18 protein-coding genes are annotated in these 24,798 nt (G+C 42.1%); 12 read left to right on the top strand and 6 right to left on the bottom strand.

The genetic code is table 11. The features are described from left to right. Positions 1-22 precede the first annotated feature (22 nt). Both ACRRSQ_RS07815 and ACRRSQ_RS07810 read left to right on the top strand, forming a co-directional pair. The gene (locus ACRRSQ_RS07815) at positions 23-1,954 is read left to right on the top strand and encodes a DmsC/YnfH family molybdoenzyme membrane anchor subunit (RefSeq protein WP_440875316.1); all 1,932 of its coding nucleotides are present in this window, start codon (positions 23-25) and stop codon (positions 1,952-1,954) included. Between the two features lie 75 nt (positions 1,955-2,029). Further along, complete coding sequence (locus tag ACRRSQ_RS07810) at positions 2,030-2,407, top strand: hypothetical protein (RefSeq protein ID WP_440875154.1); 378 nt, start codon at positions 2,030-2,032, stop codon at positions 2,405-2,407. On the opposite strand, the gene ACRRSQ_RS07805 is transcribed toward ACRRSQ_RS07810, so the two are convergent. From ACRRSQ_RS07805 to ACRRSQ_RS07790, 4 genes are all read right to left on the bottom strand, one after another. Then, positions 2,404-4,704 carry an EAL domain-containing protein gene (locus tag ACRRSQ_RS07805; RefSeq protein WP_440875153.1) on the bottom strand — a complete coding sequence of 767 codons (2,301 nt, stop codon included), beginning with the start codon at positions 4,702-4,704 and terminating at the stop codon, positions 2,404-2,406. The genes ACRRSQ_RS07810 and ACRRSQ_RS07805 overlap by 4 nt on opposite strands. Positions 4,705-4,961: 257 nt before the next feature. Next, on the bottom strand, positions 4,962-5,183 hold the full coding sequence (locus ACRRSQ_RS07800; protein ID WP_440875152.1) for a hypothetical protein: 222 nt from the start codon (positions 5,181-5,183) through the stop codon (positions 4,962-4,964). A 94-nt stretch (positions 5,184-5,277) separates the two neighbouring features. Then, positions 5,278-5,814, bottom strand: coding sequence for a DUF924 family protein (locus tag ACRRSQ_RS07795; protein WP_440875151.1), 537 nt, complete (start codon positions 5,812-5,814; stop codon positions 5,278-5,280). Between the two features lie 57 nt (positions 5,815-5,871). Further along, entirely contained in the window at positions 5,872-6,783 is a 912-nt protein-coding gene (locus tag ACRRSQ_RS07790) for a transporter (RefSeq protein ID WP_440875150.1), read from the bottom strand. A gap of 160 nt (positions 6,784-6,943) precedes the next feature. On the opposite strand from ACRRSQ_RS07790, the gene acuR reads away from it, so the two are divergent. The 4 genes from acuR to ACRRSQ_RS07770 all read left to right on the top strand — a co-directional run bounded on the left by acuR (position 6,944) and on the right by ACRRSQ_RS07770 (position 10,005). Beyond that, positions 6,944-7,597, top strand: coding sequence for an acrylate utilization transcriptional regulator AcuR (acuR, locus tag ACRRSQ_RS07785; protein ID WP_440875149.1), 654 nt, complete (start codon positions 6,944-6,946; stop codon positions 7,595-7,597). A 118-nt stretch (positions 7,598-7,715) separates the two neighbouring features. Then, positions 7,716-8,699 (top strand): acrylyl-CoA reductase (NADPH), encoded by a 984-nt coding sequence (gene acuI / locus ACRRSQ_RS07780; protein ID WP_440875148.1) that lies wholly within the window; start codon positions 7,716-7,718, stop codon positions 8,697-8,699. A gap of 415 nt (positions 8,700-9,114) precedes the next feature. After that, a complete protein-coding gene (locus ACRRSQ_RS07775; RefSeq protein ID WP_440875147.1) occupies positions 9,115-9,702 on the top strand; it encodes an aspartyl/asparaginyl beta-hydroxylase domain-containing protein in 588 nt (195 codons plus the stop codon). 9 nt (positions 9,703-9,711) lie between these two features. Further along, entirely contained in the window at positions 9,712-10,005 is a 294-nt protein-coding gene (locus ACRRSQ_RS07770; protein WP_440875146.1) for a DUF6916 family protein, read from the top strand. Positions 10,006-10,032: 27 nt separating this feature from the next. Here the strand turns inward: ACRRSQ_RS07770 and ACRRSQ_RS07765 are convergent, their stop codons facing one another. Next, complete coding sequence (locus ACRRSQ_RS07765; protein ID WP_440875145.1) at positions 10,033-10,521, bottom strand: GNAT family N-acetyltransferase; 489 nt, start codon at positions 10,519-10,521, stop codon at positions 10,033-10,035. Positions 10,522-10,622: 101 nt separating this feature from the next. On the opposite strand from ACRRSQ_RS07765, the gene ACRRSQ_RS07760 reads away from it, so the two are divergent. Genes ACRRSQ_RS07760 through ACRRSQ_RS07750 form a run of 3 tightly spaced genes read left to right on the top strand, consistent with a single transcriptional unit; the run spans position 10,623 to position 12,255 of the window. Further along, positions 10,623-11,159, top strand: a complete 537-nt coding sequence (locus tag ACRRSQ_RS07760) for a phage tail protein (protein ID WP_440875144.1) — start codon at positions 10,623-10,625, stop codon at positions 11,157-11,159. Positions 11,160-11,173: 14 nt separating this feature from the next. Continuing rightward, positions 11,174-11,704, top strand: a complete 531-nt coding sequence (locus ACRRSQ_RS07755; protein WP_440875143.1) for a phage tail protein — start codon at positions 11,174-11,176, stop codon at positions 11,702-11,704. An 11-nt stretch (positions 11,705-11,715) separates the two neighbouring features. Beyond that, positions 11,716-12,255 (top strand): phage tail protein, encoded by a 540-nt coding sequence (locus tag ACRRSQ_RS07750; RefSeq protein ID WP_440875142.1) that lies wholly within the window; start codon positions 11,716-11,718, stop codon positions 12,253-12,255. 44 nt (positions 12,256-12,299) lie between these two features. Here the strand turns inward: ACRRSQ_RS07750 and ACRRSQ_RS07745 are convergent, their stop codons facing one another. Continuing rightward, entirely contained in the window at positions 12,300-12,506 is a 207-nt protein-coding gene (locus tag ACRRSQ_RS07745) for a hypothetical protein (RefSeq protein WP_440875141.1), read from the bottom strand. 46 nt (positions 12,507-12,552) lie between these two features. On the opposite strand from ACRRSQ_RS07745, the gene ACRRSQ_RS07740 reads away from it, so the two are divergent. The 3 genes from ACRRSQ_RS07740 (at position 12,553) to ACRRSQ_RS07730 (ending at position 24,783) form a co-directional block, all read left to right on the top strand. After that, on the top strand, positions 12,553-13,605 hold the full coding sequence (locus tag ACRRSQ_RS07740; protein ID WP_440875140.1) for a S8 family peptidase: 1,053 nt from the start codon (positions 12,553-12,555) through the stop codon (positions 13,603-13,605). A gap of 164 nt (positions 13,606-13,769) precedes the next feature. Continuing rightward, positions 13,770-15,065 carry a TIGR03032 family protein gene (locus tag ACRRSQ_RS07735; protein WP_440875139.1) on the top strand — a complete coding sequence of 432 codons (1,296 nt, stop codon included), beginning with the start codon at positions 13,770-13,772 and terminating at the stop codon, positions 15,063-15,065. A gap of 13 nt (positions 15,066-15,078) precedes the next feature. Beyond that, positions 15,079-24,783, top strand: coding sequence for an Ig-like domain-containing protein (locus tag ACRRSQ_RS07730; protein WP_440875138.1), 9,705 nt, complete (start codon positions 15,079-15,081; stop codon positions 24,781-24,783). Positions 24,784-24,798 lie beyond the last annotated feature (15 nt).

Below are 24,798 nucleotides of genomic sequence, written 5' to 3'. Positions count from 1 at the left end.
TGAAAGTTTTGACCCAGCAACCATGAAGGTTGATACCAGCGCTACCAAGCCAGAGCAGGCAGGTCGCTCAAATCACTGGGAAGTACGTACGCAAGAGCGTCCATACGCATTTTTGCCTGACCAACCTATTCAAGATAAAAACCGTTACGGGCAATTAATTGATTTAGTTGAATTGACCGATCTACCCAAAGAACGCTCGATGTTTATTAACGAGAACCCAGAAGTGGGCTCAAATCCTAATCGTAATAAACAGCATGGTTTCTTCTTCACCGCTGATAACTGCATTGGCTGTCATGCTTGTGAAGCTGCTTGTTCAGAGAAAAACGAAAACCCAGCGCATTTAGCGTTTCGCTCGGTTGGCTATGTTGAAGGTGGTTCGTACCCAGATTATAAACGTATGAACATATCAATGGCGTGTAACCATTGTGATGACCCAGTATGTTTAAAAGGTTGCCCAACAAAAGCTTATACCAAACATGCTGAATATGGCGCCGTTTTACAAGATCCGGAAACCTGTTTTGGTTGTGGTTACTGTACCTGGGTTTGTCCGTACAATGCGCCACAACTTGACCCAGTAAAAGGCCGCGTATCTAAATGTAATATGTGTGTCGACCGTTTAGAGGTTGGCTTAAAGCCGGCGTGTGTATCAGCGTGTGTTGGTAATGCTCTAGATTTTGGTGTCATTGAAAATACCCCAGAAAACCGTGAACAATGTAAAACTGAAATTCCGGGATTCCCAACGCCAGAAATTACCCATCCGAATATTCGTTTTCAGCAAACAAAAACCTTACCGATTGAAATGAATCGCACTGACTCTATGCCAGTAAAATACCATCGAGATGAAAAAGGTAATTACAAACCGGTTGTTGACCAAAAAGTGGGTAAAGCAAAACACTGGAACTTTGGCAAACTTAATAGCCGTGAAAATCCATTAGTATTATTTACCTTGTTTGCACAAGCCGCTTTTGGTGTATTTTTAATTCCATTTTTAGGAGCATTATTTGGTGTTGAATCATTAGTGAGTTTTGGCCAGTCAGATATGTTTTTACCGTTAACAGTAACCGCATTAGCGATGACCGCATTTGCACTGTTAATGAGTGTCACTCACTTAGGTAAACCCATGCGCTTTTACCGTGGTTTTAACAACTTACGTTATTCTCCAATGGCACGTGAAGGTTTAGGTTTAGCGTTGTTTTCAGCAGGCTGTGGCTTAACGGCATTATTTGCACTGCCAAGTAATGAATGGGCTGCTGGTGTTATTAACGACGTTATTGGCTTAGATGTTGTTGCGTTAACTGCAGGTTTACCGTTAGCTGAAATCGTTAAAGGCACAGGTATCTTTGCTTTGCTAGCCGGTTGCGGTGGACTATTTTACATGAACAAGTGTTACCAAATTAAGGCGCGCCCATTTTGGAATCATTGGCAAACAGCAACCGCTTTTGCCGGTAATAGCTTATCAATTGGTGCGTTTGTTGGCGGCGTCATTGTATTAGCGACTGTCTTTGCTCAAGGTGGTGAATTGGCAAGCGTAATGCCGATTTTCGCCAGCGTATTTATTATTGGTATGATCATCGAAGCCATTGGTTTAATTGCCCATAACTATGATTTAAACCGTAGTGAAAATGAAGGTGGTGCCGCGCACTACATTCAATGCACAACATTTGGTAAAACCTATCTATTACGTAATTGGTTGTTAGGACTAAACATTGTTGCAGCTATTGCGTTATTAACGTTTAGCGAAGCGTTAACCACTTTTACGTTAGTTGCTTGGGTAGCGTTAGCACTACTTAATGTATTTACTGCCGCAATTGGCCGCGCATTATTTTATATTTTGGTAATTCCAACCACGATGCCAGGTGCATTTTTCTGGAAAAACAAAGGGTTTGAACAGCACGCTCGTGATATTGGTTTAGCTGACAATCCAGCAACAGGGGTTGCACCTTTAGCCCATTAGTTGCGACAATTAACGAATGACAGAAGTGCGCTTTTTAGCGCACTTTTTATTGCAAGCATGAAAGAGATTTGATTAATGTTAAACACACTGGAAGACGCGATTAATAAAACCTGCTTGATTGGTTTAACTTACTTTGATTTAAAGGGTGATCAACTAAAGCAGTCGTTATTAACGGGCACGGTAAAAGCGGTTGATGCCGAAATGGGTATCACCATTACCTTAGCAAGTGCTACAGAGGCTGATGGCGCTGACTTTATTATTCCAGCTAATTTATCATGCTGGTTCAACGCACCGAAAGGGGAGTTCCATACGTCACAAGAAGGGGTAAAAGTGACCAACCCAGACTATTTAGTTACTTGGGATATCCATCAAAGTAAAGAAGGTATTCAAGAAGGTGAACAGCAATGGTGGCAGTGGCGCCCGCGAACAGAGCCTCCTGTGGTCGGTAATTAATGCGGATCAAGTTGCTTGGCGAGTAGTTGCTCAAACTCTTCAGCAATTATTGGTTTTGACAATAAATAGCCTTGACCGTAGTCACAACCAATTTTAGTCAGTAAATTGAGTTGTTCTTTGGTTTCGATGCCTTCGGCAATTACTGCAATGTTGAGCTTTTTCGCCATCACGATTATCGCTTCACACAAGGCAAGGTCTTGACTGCCTTGTGACATTTTTTGCACAAAGCTTTTATCAATTTTTAAATAATCGGCATTAAATTCACGTAAATAAGAGAACGAAGAGTAACCAGTGCCGAAGTCGTCAATAGCAAGTTCAACCCCCATTTGTTGCACTACTTCTAGCGAGTTCTCTATTTCGTGATGCGACTCCATCAGTAAATTTTCAGTGATTTCAAATACTACCGCATCAGACGTTAAGTCGTGTTCAGCGAGCCTAGATAATAAGTGAATGATGTTACCATCACCCGAATGATATTGCCGTGGCGAGGTATTAATACTGATTTGTAAGTCTTGCTGATAATGACTGCGCCATAGTTTGATTTGCTGACAGACCTGCTCAAATATCCAATTGCTGATTTCAATGATCAAGCCAGTTTCTTCAGCAATAGGAATAAACTCTAATGGGCTAATTAAGCCATTTTCTGGATGATTCCAGCGCAATAAGGCTTCTGCCTTGGTAATTTTTTTGGTGTTTATATCAATAATCGATTGATAAACCAAAAAGAACTCGTTGTTATCAACCGCACAACGTAAATCTTTAATCAGCTGTAATCGCTTAAGCGTTGACTCGCGCATTTCGTCGGTGAAGTAATGATATTTGTTGCGACCTAAACTTTTAGAGCCATACATAGCTTGGTCAGCATTGCTTAGTAGGGTTTCAATATCGGTAGCGTCATCTGGAAAAATGGTAATGCCCATACTTGCGGAGGTGTGCACCAGTTCTTCTTTTAAATGAAAAGGTTTGGTGAGCTCTTGTTGAAGCTTTTGAACGATGCGTTCTGGACCATAAAAATCTTCTAACTCAGACAGTATTAAGACAAATTCATCGCCACCTAATCGAGCAACTACATCATTATCGCGAATATTGTTTTGAATACGTTTAGCCGTTTCTACTAATAATAAGTCACCAATATCATGTCCGAGCGAGTCGTTTACGTCTTTAAAGTGATCAAGGTCTAACATCACCAAGGCGAGCTTTTTCTGTGTGCGTTTGGTATTTTTTATCGCGAACTGCAAGTGTTCTTGCATCATATTACGGTTCGGCAAACCGGTTAAATGATCAAAGTTAGCTTGATGCCAAATAAGTTTATTAGTTTGCTCGCGCTCAATGGCAAGGCTTGCTAATGAGGTAAACAATTCGATTAGCGTTATATTGGCTTGGGTTGGGCTGGCAACATGATCATGGTAAATGGCAAACGTGCCTAATACTTCATTTTTTTGATTCAAAATAGGCTCTGACCAGCACGCGGCAAGTTGCGCCGAGGCGGCAAGTTCTTTGTAGTCTCGCCAGTATCTATGGGTGGCGATATCTTCAACAATGATGCGTTTTTTAAGAAATGCGGCAGTTCCGCACGAGCCAACATTTTCACCTGCTACGACACCTTCAATCGCATTGTTGTAAAATTCGGGCAATGAAGGTGCTGCTCCTTTGGTGAGCTGGTTGGTTTTAGGGTTGTACAGTAAAATACTACACATAACGTCAGGCATTTCTTGTTCAGCACACTTGGTTATCGCATTTAACACTTCAGATAGTGGCGTCGACTGCATCATTAATTCTAATATGCTGTTTCGATAGTGATTAATACGCAGGTTACTTTCGAGTTTGTGCATACTAATTTGAATCGTTTTTGAAAAAACATAAGAAAATAAACAGGTAATACAATAGGTGGCTAGAAATGACGAAAATTCTAATGAATTAAGTTCTGGGAATACTAATGCGGTAAGGCAAAATAAAGCAAAAAACGAATAAAAGATCGCTTTTCGGGTCGACAATAAATAAAAGCAGGCAAATATCGCTGGATACGACCAAAGTAAGGCACTTGGCCCGCGAATATAAACCAGTATCAGAATTGCTGAAATAGAGAAAAAGCCTAATATAATCCCAGCTTCTTCAACTTTTTTGCGGTAATAAACATAAGCAAATGTTGTCACCATTAACACGACAACAGCGCTGTCTAATGTGGCCACTGCGTATTCTTGATTAACAAAGCGAATAGTGGCAAATATTGACACTACAATGGCAACAATTAGGGTGGTGGCGAGTATTGCGACTTCTTTAGTGGAACGATTCTGCATGCCTAACTCTCAACGCACCTTTATATTAGTTGAACGACATAAGAAGTGGTTCCATTTTACTTCTTGATCACGGTAGTAAATTTTAACTTTGTTAGTTCAGCATAGCTGTAGAGTGCTTTGATGGCAATAATTGTTCAGTAGATAAGAAAATATTTTCGTTATTAATTAGATAGGTATAAAGAAGGTATTAATAAGGGGTAAAGTGGCGAGCAGCTTGTCACCAATGGCTTAAGTGCAATTGGTGACAGTGAAAATAATCAGTCTTTTCCTGGGGTAAGGTTGGGTAAATCGGCGCTGCCAATAGCATGAAGCACAATACCGACCATAAAAAAGAAAAAGGTTCCGGCGCCTAAACTTGAGCGATAAACTTCGCTAGCATCCGCACTTAAGGTAAAGAGTAATATGCCAATAACAAATGCGGTGGCAAAGCTTATTTTTGCACAAACTGATGATACTTTTTGTAAAAAGCGCTTTTTCATTTGTTTCTACACTCTGGTTAAATAGTGGCATCATTATAGTCTAGCAAAAATTCGTTATATTGATATTTGTCAACACAGGCGGTAATAGCGACGATTAAAAACTCGAGTTGGGCTGCTGAAGAAATTCAAGCTCTGCGCTACTTGATTCACGTTCTAGTATTTTATTTCGATGCGGATAACGACCAAATTGATCAATTATTTTTTTATGCTGTAATTCAAATTGGTAATTACTCTCTATGCCATTGCCTTTAAAAAGCTGTTCGGCAACTTGATGCATAGTAACCGACTCACTGTGCATAAAGGGCATATAGAGAAAACTGCGTTCAATGGCTGACAAGGCTCGATCAGCTTTTACCGCTATTGCTTCTTGTGCCAACACCAGTGCTACTGGGTCGCTGGCAAAAGCGAGTTTAGTGTCGCGAAATATATTGCGGGAAAATTGGTCAAGTACAATAATTTCTGCCAAACGACCATGAGGCTGTGTTCGCCATGCAAATAACTCACCTTGCATGGCTTGTTGATGCAAAGCTAAAAATTTATCTTCAATACGCTTGTCGAGCGTTAAGTCCTTACGCCACCACTGGTCAGGTGTTAACTCACTAAACCAAAACTTGATCACTTCAGTGTACATATTTTCTTTCCCTTTAGCGTTAGCAAGCATGAGGTAAATTTATAATAGCGCCATTGGTTAGAATCGTTGACTCCAGCCTAACAACAGTGCGTCTGAGTCTGCACCAACATCAGAATTTGTTTGTTGATATAAATAGGCAATTCTCACTGACTGACTCATGCTAATAGGCATGCCAAAAGAAAGCGCCGACAAAATGGTGTGCTTTTTGTCATTTTGTTCAACCTGGTCAACTTTAGTTTGACCGCCAACACCGTATCCAGCGCTAATCGATAACCACTTGCCACGCTCAAACGTGCGAATTAAATGACTTTGTATTGCAAACAAAGGCTTTTGCTGCTTCAACTTGCCATTATGAAAGCTGTTATTGTCGGTGAAAATAGACACTGAGCCGGTTAACTCGTACTGCCAAGCACCTCGGGTGTGCACCATACCTATTTGCGGACGAATGTTATATCGATTATGACCTAAATTAATCAGTCGGTCGTGATGATATTCACCCCAAGGCGCGGTAACGGAAAGGGCTGCACCAACAATGGTATTACTGCTTTTACTCTGTAAATATCGACGTAGCTTTTTACTCTCAAGTGCGGGACTGCCAATTAAGTTCACCGACAAACGAAACACAGGGTCGAGCATGCCAATACGTTTTAATTCGCCAGGTTTAGACTGCAATAAGCCATCCCATTCACCATTTGCCCACGGCAGTTTCACATCAAAACGCACCAGTTTGTCGGCGAGCTTAAAAGAGGTAATGTAATTGGCGCCAATAACGTGCAGTTTTAATTGAGCATTTTCAACTTGGTAAACCGGATCGTATGCAATATCTGAAGCTGAATACCCATAACCAATACCAACAATATCAACATCAAGTGGTACTGGGCTCCAGCGACGTGGTTCTAGATCTTGCGCAAAAATAGGTGTCGGTAAGCTAGCTAAAAATAAACAGCAAATAAAAAGACGACTTAGCACAAAGAATAACCCATAACTATTGTTGATTAACGCTGACTAAAATATATGCGATTTATTACTGAATATCTAATGGTCATTGTGTTAATTAAATTGTTTTTGTTTTAGCGTCGCTGAAAACTAATGCTAGTAATTTAATAGACGATCGGTCTATAATGTTTGTATGAATATTGAACAAGCTAATAGATTAACGACAAAACCGCGTAGAGGCCGACCGCCGAAAGTAGCGCGAAATAGCGAAGACACCCGTTCTGCCCTAATTCGTAGTGGCTTAGAAGTATTAACAGAAAGTGGTTTTGCTTCAGCAGGTATCGACGGTATTTTAAAAAAAGTGGCTGTGCCAAAAGGCTCTTTTTATCACTACTTTGCGAGCAAAGAAGAATTTGGCATTGAACTAATACGTAGTTACGACAAGTATTTTGTTAAAAAAATCACCGACAGTTTGCACAATGAAAACTTAACGCCGCTAGCGCGACTAGCTGATTTTGCTGATAAAGCCCAAGCGGGCATGGCTAAGTATCAATTCAAAAGAGGCTGTTTAATTGGCAATCTTGGTCAAGAAATTGGTTTGTTACCGCCAAGTTTTCGGCAGTTATTGCAATCGGTATTTGCCGGCTGGCAACAACAGGTTGAGCAATGTTTACTGCACGCGCAACAGGTTGGTGAATTATCAAAGCAGGAAAATTGCCAACAATTGGCTGAATATTTTTGGATCGGCTGGGAAGGTGCCGTAATGCAAGCTAAGCTTATGCAAAGTAGTCAACCATTAGCGCTTTACATAAAAGTATACTTGGCTAATTTACCTAAAGATTGTTGATGCTAACACGACGAATTTGTTGAATGCATCTTCTGATGAAAGTTATTCATGATGAATAACTTTTTATTTAACGATTAATAGACGACCAGTCTAAATATAACCGCTATGAGGAAATAACATGTTTAACGGTATTTTAATTGAAAAAGACGAACAGGGTTATCGCGCTGACTTAAAGCCGTTAACTGAGGCCGATTTACCCGAAGGTGATGTCACCATTGATGTGCAATTTAGTACCTTAAATTATAAAGATGGCTTGGCGATTACCGGTAAAGGGCCTGTTGTTCGTCAATTTCCTATGGTGCCCGGTATAGATTTGGTTGGCACAGTGAAAGAATCATCATCGAATGAGTTTAGCCAAGGTCAACAGGTGCTTCTAAATGGTTGGGGCGTAGGTGAAAAACATTGGGGCGGATTAGCACAACAAGCAAGGCTTAGCAGCGATTGGTTGATCCCACTGCCAAGTAAAATTACGCCACAACAAGCAATGACCGTAGGTACCGCAGGTTATACCGCCATGTTGTGTGTTATTGCTCTAGAAAAACATGGTATTACGCCGACAAGCGGCAAAGTTTTGGTGACCGGTGCTAATGGTGGTGTTGGCAGTTTCGCGATTTCAATATTAGCCAAGCTAGGTTATCAGGTTGTTGCATCAACTGGCCGTATGGAAGAAAGCGATTATTTAACTGCACTGGGTGCGAGTGAAATTATCGACCGCGCGAGTTTATCTGAAGCGGGTCGGCCGTTAGCTAAAGAGCAATGGGCAGCGGCTATTGACTCGGTTGGCAGCCATACCTTGGCGAATGTTTGTGCTGGTTTAAAATATGGCGGTACGGTGGCTGCTTGTGGCTTAGCGCAAGGTATGGATTTACCTGCCAGTGTTGCCCCGTTTATTTTACGTGGTATTACCCTTGCGGGTATCGATAGTGTGATGCGACCAAAAGCGGATCGACTTGAAGCGTGGGAACGCCTAGCAGAGGTAATTAACGAGTTGCAATTGGAAAAAATTCAAACCGTTATAGGTTTATCTGAGGTTGTTGAAACGGCTGAGCAATTAATGGCTGGTAAAGTACAAGGTCGTGTTGTTGTTGATTTAAACCTATAGCGAATAATAGTTAACCTGAACTCGGTTTAAGAGATATTTAACGAGTTGAAATATAACATCATATTTTTTATGTTAACCTCTAGCTTGCTGGTTTTGCTTACTTCAAGGCAAATTTACGCGACAATAGCTGGTCTATTGCAAGTGAATTTAACGCGGAAGTTAGTAAAAGTAGCGGCTAGAGAAGTATTTATTAAGCCGAGCTCAGGTTAGTTAAGTACTTCAATCGCACCAAAGCGTAGCGCAGAGCGTTATATCCTTCTGCGCTGCCATCCCTTCGTTATTATTTCTTGTTTAAAACTTGCTCATTGGTCATTTTACTAGTATTACTATCTTTAAAGGATTTGGTGATTTAAATCACCGCTGAGGTAATTGATTTACATTATCTTTAGTTAAGTTTTACGTTTCAAGGAGTGAGATGTCGGCCATTATTTATTCAGCGCTGCTGCCATTGCAGGTCAACCTGCATGTTTTACAACAAGAAGTTTCTTCGTTACTGAGCGAACACTGGGTCGATCACGTCAATACCTCATGCTACCAAGGTAGCTGGGATGTATTACCGATTAAAACGCTCGCTAAAAATCTTAAGCAGCACCCAATACTGCAAAGTTTTTCGCTAGAAGAACAAGGTGATTGGCAGTACCTACCAATCATCAAAAAATTACCCTACCTTCAAAAAATGCTTGATAGTTTGCCTTGCTCTGCTCAAGCGGTGCGATTGATGCGCTTGAAAGCAAATGCTTATATCAAACCTCATCAAGATAAAGGTTTATCGATGACCAATGCTATTGCTCGTTTGCATTTACCTATTTTTGCCAGTGAACAGGTTGAATTTACCGTACATGAAAAGATTATACCGATGAAAAATGGCCAATTATGGTACATCAATGCTGACGCGCTACATAGCGTTAAACATATCGGTAGTGAAGACCGTATTAATTTAGTAATTGATTGCCAAGCCAATGACTGGCTGAAGCAGGCAGTGTGCAAAAGTAACTCTCATTAAGGACAGACAATGGAAAAATATAACTTAGAAAACTTGACCAATATCGTGGGTGAATCAGTGCAAGTAGCTGATCAGCAAGGCAATCAGGTTGAACTTACACTGGCAGAGGTAAATGTCGGGGTACTTGATGGTGAGCAGTGGGAAGCTTTTTCAGTGATTTATCATGGCAGCGATGAGTTTGAAATTCCGCAGGGCAGTTATGTTTTTTCTCATCAACTCTTTGGTCAGCAAGAATTGTTTCTCTCGCCGAACAGTGCGACTGAATATGAAACGGTGATCACCCGTGCCAAGCAAGCACATTAACTTTTTCGCGCAGATGTTGGCTGATCATTAAGGCGTCCATTGCATCAATAAATAAATATCATTGGTTTGGGTTTTTAATTCAAACCCCAGCCGTTGATAGAGTTTTTTTGCAGGATTGTTATGTTCAACATGAATCGTAATCGGCTTTTTCTTAGCGCGAGCTAGAGTAAACAATTGCTCAAATAAATAGCTACCAATGCCTTGGTTTTGGTATTGGCTTGTTAAGGTAATATCAACAATGCGAATTTCGTTAGTCCAATAGTCAACAAATAAGCGTCCTATGGCAGCGCCGTTGAGCTCAATAATATCAAAGTGCTCACTGTTGTAATGTTGCAAATAATGCTGGTATTGGGCATTAAATTGTTGGCTGATAAATTGATTTTTCTCTTGCTCGCTAAAATTAGTCATTGCCAGTTCAGCTTGGCGAGTAGTTGCATATAAAGCCAGCATAAAGGGCAGATCATCGGCGTTATGTTGTCTAAGGGTAATGTTTTTGTGCTGGTTATTTTTATCCATAAATATAGCTAGCTCTAATTGTAAGGTATTGGTTAAAAAGAATAATTGATTGAACCATTGTGGAATGTTCCACATTTAATGTAAATAGCAAGGAGAATAAAATGGCAGAACCATTTATGAGCGAAATACGCATGTTCAGTTATAACTGGGCGCCTAAAGGGTGGGCGTTATGTGATGGGCAATTATTAACTATTAATGATAACCAGGCGTTGTATGCCTTGCTCGGTACCAATTATGGTGGTGATGGGCGGACCAATTTTGCCTTACCTGATATGCGTGGTCGAACCCCAGTAAATGCCATGAACAGTCAAACGGGTATTAATATGGGGGCTAGAGCTGGACTTGAAGGGGTCACCCTTACTGCTGCAGAAATGCCCGAACATACTCACCAAGTAAATGCCAATACCGCAGATGGTAATACTACAGCTTTTGCAGGTAGTACTTTTGCTGGTGGCGCAGATATTCGGGCAGGGAAAACTGATCCATTGAATATTTATACCACGCCAAGCAGCTTAACGCCTATTAACCCAGCAAGTGTTGCAGAAACGGGTAATGGTCAGCCGCATTATAATATGCAGCCGTCATTAGTGGTTAGTTTTTGCATTGCTATCACGGGACAATTCCCGTCTAGAAATTAATAAGGAAATTAATTATGAGTGATCCATTTATCGGCGAAATCCGCATGTTTGCCGGCAATTATGCCCCAAAAAATTGGGCTTTTTGTGACGGTCAACAACTTGCCGTAAATAGTAACGATGCTTTATTTTCATTAATTGGCGCAACGTATGGTGGTGATGGTAGAACAAGCTTTGCTTTACCTGATTTGCGTGGCCGTTTACCTATCCATCAAGGGCAAGGACCGGGCTTAACCAGAAGAACATTAGGCAGTCAATTGGGCGTAGAAACAGTTCGATTGTCCAGTGAAGAAATGCCGAGTCACAACCATACCTTAAAGGCGAGTACTGTTATTGCAAATGCTAGTCAACCAACTGGTCAGGTGTTAGCAGCTCAAAATGACGGCGACCAACATTATATTTTATCGCCAACCCCTTCTCGTCTTGAAGCAATGAATGCAGAGACTGTTGCAACGCAGGGAGCTGATGAAGCTCATTTTAATATGATGCCTTATAGCTGTGTTAATTTTATTATTGCAACCCTTGGCCAATATCCAAGTAGAAACTAAGGAGAGTTATTATGTCAGAACCATTTGTTGGTGAGGTTAGAATGTGGGCTTGTTCATATGCGCCACGGGATTGGGCATTTTGTGATGGCTCAGAGCTGCAAATTTCTCAGTTTACTACGTTATTTGCCATATTAGGCAATACCTATGGTGGTGATGGACGCACCACTTTTGCTTTACCAAATTTAACCGATAGAGCCCCTATGCATCAAGGGCGTGGTCCAGGTTTAACTTCCAGAAGGTTAGGAGAGTTAGGTGGTCTTCCTGCGGTTCAATTGAGTAGTGCTGAAAACCCTGCTCATAGCCATAGCGTGTACGGAACTTCTGAAGCAGGTGATACTGCCAGTCCTACGAGTATTGCTTATATGAGTAGAGAAAGTGGTAATCGGAGTGAAAGAAATGCCTATTTATCAACATTGCAAACAACAGATACGAATTTAGCTTTGGAAACTTTGGCAACCGCGGGGCAAAGCCAAGCGCATGAAAATAGACAACCCTTTATTGGTGTTAATTTTTGTATTGCGTTAGACGGATTATTTCCAGCGAGAAATTAGTCTACTTCACTGTTTAGTTGTTAATATTTAATCAGCTTAAGTTATTATGATGATGTTTGAGTCATCATAATAACTTTTTTATTTTTAAAGAGAGTGCCTTTGCCTGCTATTATTTCCCCATTTTCAGTTTGTTTATTTTTTTCATGGCGAGTAATAGTTTGTGCTTTTTGCTTGTTGAATGTAGTTTCAATACCAGCCTTGGCAGCTAATTTAACTTTTAAAAACTTTACAGAATCAGTTACTTTAATCAAACAGCAACAACATTATTTAGTTGCGGGTAGTGGCGTTAAAGTATCGGTGAGTAATCGACTTATTGTTAAAACTTCAAAAAAAATAACTAAAGCTAAGTTGCAGCAATATCATCAGCAAATAAGTAAAGTTACGGAATTATTTATTGGCCAAAAATATCATTATTATGCGGTAGAAATAATTGAAAAAGACTTGTTATCGAAAGTATTAACAGAATTTGCCGATCTGCCAGAAATTAAATTAGTACAGCCTGATATTTTACAACTCAAACAAAAGTCGGCTATTAAAAATAATACTGCTTCTTTATTTGAAAGCAACGAATATATTAACCAGCTTAATTTGCCTAAATTGTGGCAATCCACCAAAGGTGCAGGTATTAAAATTGCGATTATTGACGATGGCTTTGCCCTTAAGCACCCAGATCTTAAACACTTAAAGCCGCTGCTTGCTTATGATGTCACTAATAAAAAATTAACCGCTCACCCGCTGTCACGATTAGATAACCACGGTACTAAAGTGGCGGGTATTATTTTTGCCCAGCACAATAATATTGGTATTGATGGCATTGCGCCTGAAGCTGATATTATCGCCTTACGTCAACCCGATAGCTGGACGTCAAATACCTTACTTAGTTTTCATTTAGCCGCCCTTGCTGGCGCTGATATTATTAATTGCAGTTGGCATTCACAATGGCTATTACAGCCGGTTGCCGAAATTGTGACTGAACTGGCTCAAACAGGTAGAAATGGTAAGGGCATTGCCGTGATTTTTTCCTCAGGTAATCAAGGGAAGCAATTAAGCCAATTTAGCAGCGAAGCCAGCATTGCTGAGGCAATCGTGGTGGGCGCGGCTGATCAATATGGCAATCCGTTACGTTTTAGTAATTATGGCGCTAGTGTCGATTTATTGAATTATGGAAAAAATGCTAAAACTACACTACGCTTAGGAAAATACGGTAATTTTTCAGGAACTTCGTTAGCATCGAGCATAACTTCTGGTTTAGCTGCTTTATTGTTATCGAAACAACCAGAGCTGACGGTAAGCCAATTGTTAGCACAATTGAAATTATTGACTTCGCCGATAGCAAAGCAACCAAGATAAGTTCGCGAAGTAAAAACATATTAACTGCAGGTAACTTCAGTAAAGTTAACTAACGTTAGGCAAAGGACATTCAGTTTCATTAGTGCTGAATAAACTAGTTCATCAGAAAGGGTGAACTTAATAAGGATATTTAGGCTCGCGATGAGCCAGTATGAAGTAACGTTATGGATGATGTAGTAAAAAACACTCAGGCTGAACAGCCACAAGCTCCTTCACTGTCAGCAGATGAACTCGATTTCACCTGTGAATATAGCGAAAACTTACCTGCCATATTAAAAGAACTCAATATCTCACTTGCTTTTACTTCCTATCAAGCTGGGCGGTTAATGTTGATCCGCAGTGATGGGGAAAAGCTTGATGTTAATTTTAAAAGTTTTCCTCGCCCTATGGGGCTTACCGCCAGTGAAGATGGCATTACTTTAGGTATCTTTACCCAAATTATTAACTTTCAACGTGAAGATGGTTTATTAGAGCAAATTAAACAGCCCTTAGTTAAAATTGAAGACGATATCACCGCACCACGCATTAAACCTAAAGAGCAGCTCCAAACTGAACTTGTTGAAAATGACAACAAGGAAGATTCCCCTGAATTAACTGCTGAGCAGCGTGAAAAGCATGAGCAACAACAACAGAAATTTCATGCTTATCAAGAAAGGCTAAACGCAGCACTTGATGAGCGCGTAGACGCTTGTTTCATCACCCGTTCGGCTCATTATTCGGGCATGATCAATATTCATGATATTGACTGGGGCGATGAAGGCTTATGGGCTGTGAACTCAAGCTTTTCTTGTTTATGTACTTTAGATCCAGACTCGAGTTTTGTACCGCGTTGGAAGCCACATTTTATTTCTGAACTTGTCCCAGAAGATCGCTGTCACCTCAATGGTATGACCTTAAAAGACGGAAAACCGGCCTATGTAACCACCTTCTCAAAGTTTGATAATGCAGGTATGTGGCGTAAAGGAAAAAGCTTTGACGGCACCTTAATGTCTGTTGAAACCAATGAAATTTTAGTTGACGGCTTAGCTATGCCGCATTCGCCCCGTTGGTATAACGAACAAGTCTATTTTTGTAATTCAGGTCATGGCCTTATTTGTAGTTATCACCCCGAAACTAAACAAACCGAAACCTTATTTGAAGTGCCTGGTTTTACTCGCGGCATGGACTTTTATGGGCCAATTATGTTTGCTGGCTTGTCGAAAGTAAGGGCTGCTGATGTCACTAAACCAGCACCCTTATCAGAGAAATATGAAGAAACTTTTTCAGGAATTTGGCTATTCAACCTAGATGAAAAGGGCAAACAAGCTGAAATTGGTAATATTAAATTCACTGGTAATGTTGACCAAATTTACGATATTGCCGTAATACCTAACAGTAGTTTTCCTGAGTTAATTGAACCTTCGCACCCAAGAATGAGAAATCATTTTTGTCACCCTAAAATGCAACCACTGACAAGTTAAAGGAATAATGAAAGTGACTAAGCAGATAAATAATTCAAGCCCGTTAAAAGGCAGACCTAACAAGCTTGGCAAAGTGATTAAAAGCGCTATTCCGATGTTAGCTATGTTAGGTGGAGGTGCCGCGGCATCAGTTCGAAATGTGAGCTCTTCAGTCAATGGTCGCCGATTAAAAAGCGAAGCCAAGGTTTACGTTACTAACGATAAGGTGCAGCAAGAGCAAGTATTAGCACAAGATAATGCAAAACAGCATAAAACTAAACGTTCAGCTTTTGGCGCTTTTAGTTATGCTAAAAAAGCGACAAGCAATGTGGCTACTGAGGTAGCGGTAAATAAATCGGCGTTGGACTTCTTAAAGAAAAATGACCTATTAACGCAGGGTGATAGTATTAAAGCAACGCTTTCTGGCAATATGCTTGGTAGAAAAACCTTTGCTAATTTTTGTCATAGTATTAATGTTGATGGTAGAAATGTTGTACCAATTGACATTTATGTTCCCGGTGAAACACACACGGTTACTCCAACGGCTCAAGTTTCAGTAATTACTGGTTTTACTAGCAAAACTGCTTGTACTGCTGCTGGTAATATTTGGCATGTAACGACAGGTGGGGTATGTACCTTGCCTGCTCCAAATATATTAGCTTGTATGGCTACATCTTATTATTGGGGAGGGAACCCTTTTCCATCTCCTATTAACGTGATTAGTACTTTTGGAGGCGCGCCTGCTAATTCTGCGCCAACAGATATCTCTTTAACTTCAAGCAGTGTCAATCAATCTGATGGTGTAAATGCCGTTGTGGGTACTTTATCAACAACTGATGCTGATGGTGGCGATAGCCATACCTACACACTTGTTGCTGGCGCTGGCGATACCAATAATGGCAGCTTTAATATTAGTGGTTCGTCGTTAAGAGTAAATGATGCTGCAGCTCTGAGTGCTGGTTCTTATTCTATTCGTATAAATACCAATGACGGCACCGATGATTTTGCTAAGCAATTTACCATAACCGTTGTGGATAATATTGCGCCGGTATTTGAAAACAGCACGCCTTCAATTAGCGCAATTACAGGCACTGGTGCAACACTCTCGGTAGATCTTGATGAAGACGGTACGGTTTATTATGTCGTGGTAGCAAATGGTGCGAGCGCGCCGTCTGCCAATGAAGTCAAAGCAGGCACGGGTAGTGGCGGCTCAGGCCAGTTAGGGGCAGGAAATTTTACCACTTCATCAACGACGGGCAGCGAAGCTTTTAGCGGCTTAGCTAATAGTACCGATTATGATATTTATGTGGTTGCCCAAGATGATGAAGGTTCACCTAATATGCAAGCATCGGCGACTAAAGTGGATTTCACTACCATAGATAGTACCGCGCCTGTTTTCGAAAACAGCACGCCTTCAATTGGTACTATCACTGGCACGGGGGCGACTTTATCGGTAGATCTTGATGAAGACGGCACGGTTTATTATGTCGTTGTAGCTAATGGTGCGAGCGCGCCGTCAGTCAGTGAAGTGAAAGCTGGTACAGGTAGTGGCGGCTCAGGGCAATTAGCGAACGGCAGTTTTGCTACTACATCAACAACGGGCAGTGAAGCTTTTAGCGGTTTATCAGGAAGTACAGCATATGATATTTATGTGGTTGCTGAAGATGATGAAGGTTCGCCTAATGTGCAAGCATCGGCGACTAAAGTGGATTTTACTACCATTGATAGTACCGCACCTGTTTTCGAAAATAGCACACCTTCAATTGGTACTATCACTGGCACGGGGGCGACTTTATCGGTAGATCTTGATGAAGACGGTACGGTTTATTATGTTGTTGTGGCTAATGGTGCAAGCGCGCCATCGGTTGCAGAAGTAAAAGCCGGTACTGGCACCGGCGGCTCTGGGCAATTAGCCTCAGGGAACTTTAATACCTCATCAACGACAGGCGGTGAAGCTTTTAGTGGTTTATCAGGCAGTACTGCTTATGATATTTATGTGGTTGCTCAAGATGATGAAGGTTCGCCGAATGTACAGGCATCGGCGACCAAAGTGGATTTCACTACCATTGATAGTACCGCACCAACCATCACCGCAGTGAGTATTCCAAACAGCGACCATAAAGTAGGCGATGTGGTAACTGCCACTATCACGGTTAGCTCCGACAGTGATGATTACACCACCGGCAGTGGTGGCATTTCCGGCACGATTAACGGCTTTACTTTAAGTAGCTTAAGTAAAACGAACGATACGACTTATACCGCAACGTTCACCATTACTGATGGCGGCACCGATGTTGGGGCAGGCAGTGATATTGCGGTGAATTTCACCTTAACCGATAGTAGCGGCAATACCAGTGGTGCTTTTACCACCGCGATTAGCCAAGGTGGTGATGCGATTTACGCTAACCTGCCAGAGGTGAACTTAACCACAGATACCAATACCATTGCCGAAGATGGTGGCGTGGCGACCTTAACTGCTACGTTAAGTGGCAGTTTAAATAACTATTGGCCAGCAGATATTACCGTAGGCCTTGCCTACACGGGTACAGGTACATCAGGCACGGATTATTCTAAAGTAGACAGCATTGTTATTTCCTCTGGCAGTAGCAGTAATACCGCTAGCTTAACGGCAATTGCCGATACCATTTATGATGCCGCGGCAGATGAAACCGCAATTGTTGATATCAATAGTTTATCGGTGGGCACTGAAGGCAGTACCAATCAACAAACTATAACCATCACCGACGCAGAATCTGCGCCGGTAGTTGTCTTATCAACAGACACAAGTAATGTTGCTGAAAATGGCGGTACCTCGACTATCACCGCAACATTAAGTCATGGCACCTATGCCAATGTGACGGTGAATTTAAGCTATAGCGGTACAGCAACCGGTGGCGGCACCGATTACAATACGCCAAGTAGCTCAATTACTATTAATAGCGGTGCAACATCCGCGAATGCGACAACTGGCATTACCGCGGTTGATGATGCCGTCATTGATGCCGATGAAACTATTATCATTGATGTTTCCTCAGTCACTGGCGGTAGCGCTACTGAAAGTGGCACGCAGCAACAAACCGTCACTATTACTGATGATGAAGACGGCACTGCGCCAAGTTTTGATAGTAGCCCAACATTATCAGCCGTTTCTAGTAATGGCGGTAATGTGGCTGTTGATCTTAATGAAGAAGGCAGTGTTTATTACCTAGTGGTTGCTGATGGTGAATCGGTACCGACTGCGGCGCAAATCAAAGCCGGGGCTGATTATGGCTCAACCACGGTGCTTGCTCAAGGCACTATCAATACCACAAGTACTGTAGGTAATCGTACTATTACGACGCTTACTGACGGAACCCATTATGATATTTATGTTGTCGCTGAAGACAGTTTTGCAAACTTACAAGATGATAGTGCAATAGTAAGGTTAGATTTAACTACCACAGATACCTTGCCGAATATTACCAGTATCACAATCTCAGGTTCTCCGGCAGATACAGCAACCAGTGTTGATTTTGATATCGTTTTTGCTGATGAGGTCAACAATGTTAGTAGTGATGACTTTACGGCTAATTTAATCAGCGGTGACAGCAATCAAGCACCGGCTATTACAGGTATAACCGGCTCTGGCACAAATTATACTGTCAGTGTTAATACGGGTATTACTGTGGGTGATTTACGGATTGACTTAAACGACAGTACTAATATTAGCGATGAAAATGGCAATATTCCTAGTGCTTATACTAGTGGCGAAGAGCACACCATTGATACTAACAATTTGCCAACCATCACTGAGGCAAGCAATAGTGTTGGGCCGTTTACACTAGATGAAGACGTTAAAACCGCGCTTGATTTAACTGATATCGTGATTGCTGATGGCAATGATGATGAACTAACCGTAACCCTGAGTGTTGATCGAGGTTTATTATTTGCTAGTGATGGCAACGGCACGGTTTCAGATACTACAATTTCAGGTGCTAATGAAAATGGTAGTAGCTCAATTACTTTAACGGGCTTAAGTGCAGATATAACGGCATTCTTTGATGATGACCAACGCATTCATTTTCAAACTGATGAAAACGATACTACTGCTGCAACGCTAAGTTTAAGTGGTGATGATCAACTGGAAGTTAGCGCTACGTTTAGCGAAACATTAACCATTACCGCGATTAATGATGCGCCAACCATAAGTGGCGACCCAACAACCAGCTTGATTGATGGCAATGCCTATAGCTTTATTCCAACTGCAACAGATATTGAAGGGGACACGCCATTAGCCTTTAGCATTACCAATAAACCTGCTTGGGCAAGTTTTGATACTGATACCGGTGAATTAAGTGGTAACCCGACACCTGCCGATGTTGGCATTACATCAGGTATTGTTATTCGAGTAGAAGATCCAAGTTTAGATGGTAATGATTTAGCCGCATTTGATCTAGAGATTATTGCTTCGAACCTTGCCCCTGAAATTAGCCAAGGCACTAGTACCTTGGTCAATATGAGTGAAGATGCAGCGCCTACCGCTTTTGCTCTTTCGCTTGATGCAACCGATGTTAATAACGACAGTTTAACTTGGTCAGTTAGCAGCCAAGCAAGCAATGGTACAGCACAAGCTGCGGGCAATGGCAGTAATCAAACCGTCAGCTATACCCCGAATACGCATTATCAGGGCAATGACAGCTTTATTGTTAGCGTTAGTGATGGCTTATTAACCGATACAATTACAGTTAATGTTGCCGTTGCTTCGGTAAATGACTTACCGTCGTTTAGCTCAAACGCTAGCATGAATATCGCAGAAGATAGCTTGTACAGTTATAGCATTTCGGTCACCGATGTTGACGATACCAGCTTAACCATCAGCGCTACAACTAAACCTGACTGGTTAACGTTAACAGATAACGGCAATGGCACGGCAAGTTTAACCGGCACGCCAACAAATGAGAATATTGGCAATAACAGCGTTACTCTACGGGTGCTTGACGATGAAAATGGTCAAGACTTGCAAAGTTTCACCATCGCCGTAACCAATACCAATGACGCGCCAGTGATCAGCGGGTCACCGGCAACCATCGTGGCTGAAGATAGTGCTTATAGCTTTATACCGGTCGTTAATGATGTTGACAGTGGCGACAGTCAAACCTTTAGCATTACCGGTAAACCGAGCTGGGCAAGCTTTGATAGTGCAACCGGTGCTTTAACCGGAATACCAACTAATGATGATATTGGTAATTTCGCCAACATTGTTATTAGTGTCAGTGATGCGGCTAATGCCAGTGATAGCTTAGCTGCCTTTACGATATCAGTTACCAATACTAATGATGCTCCGGTGATTTCAGGTTCGCCAATCACCACCATTGCCGAAGACAGCGCTTATAGCTTTATTCCGGTGGTAAATGATGTTGATAGTGGCGACAGTCAAACCTTCAGTATTACCGGTAAACCCAGCTGGGCGAGCTTTAATAGCGCAACGGGTGCCTTAACCGGTACGCCAAGCAATGATGATGTCGGTAGTTATGCCAATATTGTTATGACTGTGACAGACAGTGAAAATGCTAGCGATACATTATCGGCATTTACATTAACCGTCACCAATACCAATGATGCACCAGAAATCAGTGGCACACCGACAACCTCAGTGGCTGAAGATAGTGCTTATAGCTTTATCCCGGTAGTGAATGATGTCGACAGTGGCGACAGTCAAACCTTTAGCATTACTGGTAAACCTGCATGGGCAAGCTTTGATAGTGCAACCGGAGCGTTAACAGGCACGCCAACCAATGACGATGTGGGTAGCTACGCAAACATTATTATTAGTGTTGCCGATATGGCCAATGCGAGTGATAGCTTAAGCGCATTTTCATTAACAGTGACCAATACTAACGACATTGCTCAAGGTGAAAACCAAGCATTAAGTTTAGCGGAAGACAGCCAAATCGAGGTTGAGCCGATATTTAATGATGATGACGGCGATGAGCTGACCTTCCAAGTCGTTACCGCTCCTACTCATGGTGACATTGACCAACTCGCTTCGCCTTGGGTTTATACGCCTAATGCGAATTATCATGGCGAAGATACCATGACCATCACAGCCAATGATGGCAGTAATGATTCGACGCCAGTGACCATTAGTTTCACCATAACCCCAGTAAATGATGCGCCAGAAGCGGTTGATGATGTTGTGAGCATCGAGTTAAATCAAGAGAATACTTACCTGCTTGATGTACTTGAAAATGATATCGATATAGACGAAGACACACTTATGATCTCAGCGGCAAGTGCTAGTTTGGGGCAAGTGAATATTGTTGATGGTCAGCTGCAATATGTTGCGCAAAGCGGCTTTGTTGGCGATGTTCAGTTGTCTTACAGCATTACCGATGAGCATGACGAATTCAGTGAAGCCAGTGTATCGCTGATGATCACCGGCAGTGGTAATGTTGCTGCTCCTGAGTTAATTGTACCTGAGGCTGTCACCGTTAATGCAACTGGCTTATTTACGAAAGTGGATCTTGGCATTGCCACGGCAATGGACAGTAACGGAAAAGCCATTCCGGTGTCGTTGGTTGATGGCGTGAATTTATTCACACCAGGTAAAAACCTTGCGTACTGGCAAACTACAGATAACGCTACTGGGCTTTCAAGTACGGCCAGCCAAATTGTTAATGTCAATCCACTTATCTCGTTAAGTAAAAACCTAACCACCACTGAAGGTGCAAACCTTGCTATTTCAGTGCTGCTTAATGGCCAAGCGCCAAGTTACCCTGTAGAAATAAGCTATAGCATTAGTGGTACAAGTGACAGTGATGATCATAACTTGACTGACGGCACTGTGGTGATTACCTCAGGAAGCCAAGCAACCATTGACCTTGCTATTGCCACTGACGCAGACATTGAAGGCGATGAAACCTTAATTATCACCTTAGATGAGTCGTTAAATTTAGGCGCTAAAGCGCAGCAAGTGATCACTATCACAGAAGAAAATGTTGCACCAGAAGTCACCTTAACGGCGAGTCAAAATAGCTTAAAAAGCATCAAATTTACCCCTGACGGTGGCGATATTATTATTACGGCACAGGTAAGCGATGTGAATGTAGATGATATCCCATCGGTCAATTGGGGATTACCGGCTGAATTTGACATTATTGAACAAACCGATAGTCAAGTTCACATTGATGCCAGTACTTTGCCTTTAGGCGTTCATAGACTCAGCTTAACGGCAACTGACGATGGTTTATTGTCAAAAACCGCGACGCTTCGTTTTATCGTGGTTGCACAATTACCGGTATTACAAGCTGATGTAGATAGCGATGGCGACCTTATTCCTGATAGCCAAGAAGGTTTTACTGATGCCGATAACGACGGTATTCCAGATTATCTAGACGCCATTGCTGAATGTAATGTCTTGCCAGAGCAAATTGATACACAGCAACGTTTCCTTGTTGAAGGTGAACCCGGAGTTTGTTTGCAAAAAGGTCATACCGTTGCAGAAAGTGAGCTAGGCGGCATTCAACTTTCTGAAAACGATATAAACGCAAGTATCGGCAGTGATACACAGGCGCAAAATGTTGGTGGTATATTTGATTATATCGCTACAGGTTTACCCACTGCAGGACAGCAATATAGCTTGGTATTACCGCAGCGTCAGCCAATTCCTGATGGAGCGGTTTATCGTAAATTTAATGAAACGAGTGGCTGGGGCGAATTTATTCAAGACGCCAATAACTACTTACATTCAAGCGCGGGTGAGCCGGGATATTGTCCTCCACCTGCCAGTGAACAATGGACAAGCGGCTTAACGGCAGGTCATTGGTGTGTACAACTGACCATCAGTGATGGTGGCCCGAACGATGATGATGGCTTAGCCAATGGCACAATTGTTGACCCAGGCGGCGTGGCGGTGATGATGACCACCAATACCATGCCATTAGCTAACCAAGACAATATCAGCATGCTTCGCAATGAAAGTCGCATTATTGATGTGTTAAGCAATGATAGCGATGCTGATGGCGATCCCCTCACTTTAGGCGTTGTTAGCGCGATATTTGGCGAAGGAACTATAACCGCTGAGCAGATGATTGATTATACGCCACCAGCAAACTTTGCCGGCATTGATACCATCACCTATAGCATTTCAGATGGCAATGGTGGCGTTGCAAGCAGCACCGCCGTGGTGGAAGTGAGAGTCAATCAAGCCCCGGTGATTAACAGCGAGCCTGAGGTTTTTGTCGTTGATGATCACAGCACTGTGACGGTTGCGCCACTATTAAATGTGACCGATGTTGATAACGATACACTCACGATAACCACAGTAACGGTTGACCAAGGCAGTATAGTTATTAATGGTGATCATAGCTTAACTTATACCCCAGAGCTGGGTTACCAAGGCAATGCTATGGTGAGTTATTGGGTTAGTGACGGTGAAAATGACCCAGTACAAGGCAGCTTTACCATAGAAGTTACCCCGTATGAAAATGTAACTTTAACCAGTAAATCATCTGGAGGAAGCATCAATTCTGGCTTGTTGTTTATTGGTTTCTTAACACTAGTTATGCGAGCGAGAAAAATATTCAAACTTCGTTATCTCGTTGCGCTTATGGCGGCAATCAGTAGCTCAAGCCAAGCACAACAGTCACTTTCAGGCTTTTTTGTTGGCGGTGGCTTAAATCAATTATATTCTTCAGATGCCGAAGACGAAATTAATAAGCTAACCCAAGGCATAGATAATGTTGATGCTGACGCCAGCAGGCTAGGTTGGCAATTGCACGCCGGTTATCAATTTGATAATCATTGGCGGCTTGAACTAGGTTATCACGACCTCGATGATGTCAAAGTGAGTTTTGATGCCTTGCCAAGTGCCATAGATTATCAACAACTTGCTGAGGCTCAAGCGGCAACCGGCTCTGGTATTGCATTCGTTGCCGCTTACCAGTGGCAACTCTCTGAGCGTTTGAGCTTGCAACCACGTTTAGGATTAATGCATTGGTCATCTGATATTTATTTAACCGATAACAATAATGCTCAGCTTGCTCGGGCAAAAGACTCTGATACCGATGTTGTCGCCGGTTTGGTACTTGAATATCAACTTAATCGCCATTGGTCGATGTACGCACAACTTCAAAACTATTTCTTTGAAGACAACGTATCGAGCATAGGCTTAGGGGTGAATTATTACTGGGGTAAGCAAAGCGCTGATTATAAACCTAAAAAAGCACCTGCTAGCCAGCAGGTATCCCAGCCAAGCCAACCAAAACCTGTTGCAGTGGTGAGTCAGCCAAAAGACAGTGATGATGACGGTGTGATTGACCAAAAAGATCAGTGTCCGGCAACATCGATGAAGCATGCTGTTGATGTTAATGGCTGTGCGATTATGGAAACCCGTGAAGTTGAGATGCAAGTGGTTTTGCATTTTGCCAACGCCAGCTCTGAAATTCAGCCTAAAGATCAGCAAAAAGTGCAAAAATTAGCCGAGTTTATTGGAAAGTATCAAGTTACATCATTAACCATTTACGGCCATACCTCAGCGCAAGGACCTGCGGCATACAATAAAACCTTGTCGCTTAAACGGGCTCAAGCTTTGTTAAGCCAGTTACACCTTGACTATGGCATTGATGAAAATATTATGACCGCTATTGGCCTTGGTGAAGAAGCCTTGCTTGATAATGCCAATACCGCAACAGCGCATCAAATAAACCGCCGCGTAGAAATTCATTTAAAAGAAGTGCTGAGCGTGGAAAAGGCTCGTTAATTCGCCGATAAAAAT

This window comes from Thalassotalea sp. PLHSN55 (genome assembly GCF_052030545.1).
Classification (GTDB): Bacteria; Pseudomonadota; Gammaproteobacteria; order Enterobacterales; family Alteromonadaceae; genus CANMXU01.
This window is presented reverse-complemented; position numbering and strand designations above follow the sequence as displayed.

Coding starts and splice junctions, on each gene's coding strand:
- ACRRSQ_RS07805 (WP_440875153.1), bottom strand. CDS start 4,704: ATGCAGAATCGTTCCACTAAAGAAGTCGCAATACTCGCCACCACCCTA.
- ACRRSQ_RS07815 (WP_440875316.1), top strand. CDS start 23: ATGAAGGTTGATACCAGCGCTACCAAGCCAGAGCAGGCAGGTCGCTCA.
- ACRRSQ_RS07735 (WP_440875139.1), top strand. CDS start 13,770: ATGGATGATGTAGTAAAAAACACTCAGGCTGAACAGCCACAAGCTCCT.
- ACRRSQ_RS07765 (WP_440875145.1), bottom strand. CDS start 10,521: ATGGATAAAAATAACCAGCACAAAAACATTACCCTTAGACAACATAAC.
- ACRRSQ_RS07760 (WP_440875144.1), top strand. CDS start 10,623: ATGGCAGAACCATTTATGAGCGAAATACGCATGTTCAGTTATAACTGG.
- ACRRSQ_RS07755 (WP_440875143.1), top strand. CDS start 11,174: ATGAGTGATCCATTTATCGGCGAAATCCGCATGTTTGCCGGCAATTAT.
- ACRRSQ_RS07795 (WP_440875151.1), bottom strand. CDS start 5,814: ATGTACACTGAAGTGATCAAGTTTTGGTTTAGTGAGTTAACACCTGAC.
- ACRRSQ_RS07750 (WP_440875142.1), top strand. CDS start 11,716: ATGTCAGAACCATTTGTTGGTGAGGTTAGAATGTGGGCTTGTTCATAT.
- ACRRSQ_RS07800 (WP_440875152.1), bottom strand. CDS start 5,183: ATGAAAAAGCGCTTTTTACAAAAAGTATCATCAGTTTGTGCAAAAATA.
- acuI (WP_440875148.1), top strand. CDS start 7,716: ATGTTTAACGGTATTTTAATTGAAAAAGACGAACAGGGTTATCGCGCT.
- acuR (WP_440875149.1), top strand. CDS start 6,944: ATGAATATTGAACAAGCTAATAGATTAACGACAAAACCGCGTAGAGGC.
- ACRRSQ_RS07775 (WP_440875147.1), top strand. CDS start 9,115: ATGTCGGCCATTATTTATTCAGCGCTGCTGCCATTGCAGGTCAACCTG.
- ACRRSQ_RS07810 (WP_440875154.1), top strand. CDS start 2,030: ATGTTAAACACACTGGAAGACGCGATTAATAAAACCTGCTTGATTGGT.
- ACRRSQ_RS07770 (WP_440875146.1), top strand. CDS start 9,712: ATGGAAAAATATAACTTAGAAAACTTGACCAATATCGTGGGTGAATCA.